Source organism: Curvibacter sp. T50, from assembly GCF_057219955.1.
Genome location: NZ_JBXVVU010000011.1, coordinates 1 through 893, shown reverse-complemented (window position 1 = coordinate 893; position 893 = coordinate 1). Strand labels below are relative to the sequence as shown.

At 60.5% G+C, this 893-nt stretch carries 2 protein-coding genes and 1 pseudogene; all 3 read left to right on the top strand.

Annotated features, from left to right (window positions below; all coding sequences use genetic code 11):
• A pseudogene (locus AC2EBU_RS16975) lies at nt 1-78 on the top strand (DUF1153 domain-containing protein); the annotation flags it as partial.
• The gene (locus tag AC2EBU_RS16970) at nt 75-563 is read left to right on the top strand and encodes a transposase family protein (protein WP_484611638.1); all 489 of its coding nucleotides are present in this window, start codon (nt 75-77) and stop codon (nt 561-563) included. The pseudogene AC2EBU_RS16975 and the gene AC2EBU_RS16970, both read left to right, overlap by 4 nt.
• 44 nt (nt 564-607) lie before the next feature.
• On the top strand, nt 608-893 hold a 286-nt coding region (locus tag AC2EBU_RS16965; RefSeq protein ID WP_484611637.1), incomplete at its 3' end, for a transposase.

The following is an 893-nucleotide window of genomic DNA, read 5'->3' as shown; positions in this document are numbered from 1 at the left end:
GCCTATGGCGAAGCCATGTTGGAGTTGCGTGCCAGAAAAAAGCTGGCATCCCTGCTGGGCAACGAGGACGAGAAATGATCCTTGGTCTGCAGCAGGCATTGAGTGAAGACGGCTTCAAGGTCAGCCTGGTCAAACTGTGCCGGTGGTTCGAGATGCCCCGGCGCACGGTGTACTACCGCGCCACCAAAGCGGCACCGAAGGTGCACGATCACCTCGTCAAGCCCATCAAGGCGATGATCGAAGAGAACCCGTCGTTCGGTTACCGCACGGTGGCACACCTGCTCGGGTTCAACAAGAACACCGTGCAGCGCATCTTCCAGCTCAAGGGCTGGCAGGTTCGCAAGCGCCCGGTTGGCTTCAGACCTCGCATCCAGGCTTTGCCATCGGTGGCCAAGGCGCCAGATGAGCGCTGGGCCACGGACCTGTGCCGCGTGTGGACGGGGCGTGACGGTTGGGCTTCGCTGGCTCTGGTGATCGACTGCTACAGCCGTGAACTGCTGGGCTGGCACTTGAGCCGCAGTGGCCGTCCAAGACCGCCGAAGCGGCGCTTGAGCAAGCCCTGATCGCTCGCTACGGTTGCCTGGGCAAGGTCAAACAGCCCTTCCTGTTGAGGTCAGACAACGGACTGGTCTTCACCAGCCGCAGCTACACGGCCCTGGTCAAAAGCTACGGTCTGCAGCAGGAGTTCATCACGCCGTACAGCCCAGAGCAAAACGGCATGGTCGAGCGTGTGATCAGAACCCTCAAAGACCAATGCGTACACCGCCACCGATTTGAAACCTTGCAGCATGCCAGCCGCGTGATTGCGGACTGGATCGGTTGGTACAACCACCAACGCCCTCACCAGGCGTTGAACATGAAGACCCCCGCTGAGGCTTATGCTTTAGCAGCCT

What these genes read in the sequence shown, in the direction of transcription:
- AC2EBU_RS16970 (WP_484611638.1), top strand. Translation starts at nt 75, where the DNA reads ATGATCCTTGGTCTGCAGCAGGCATTGAGTGAAGACGGCTTCAAGGTC.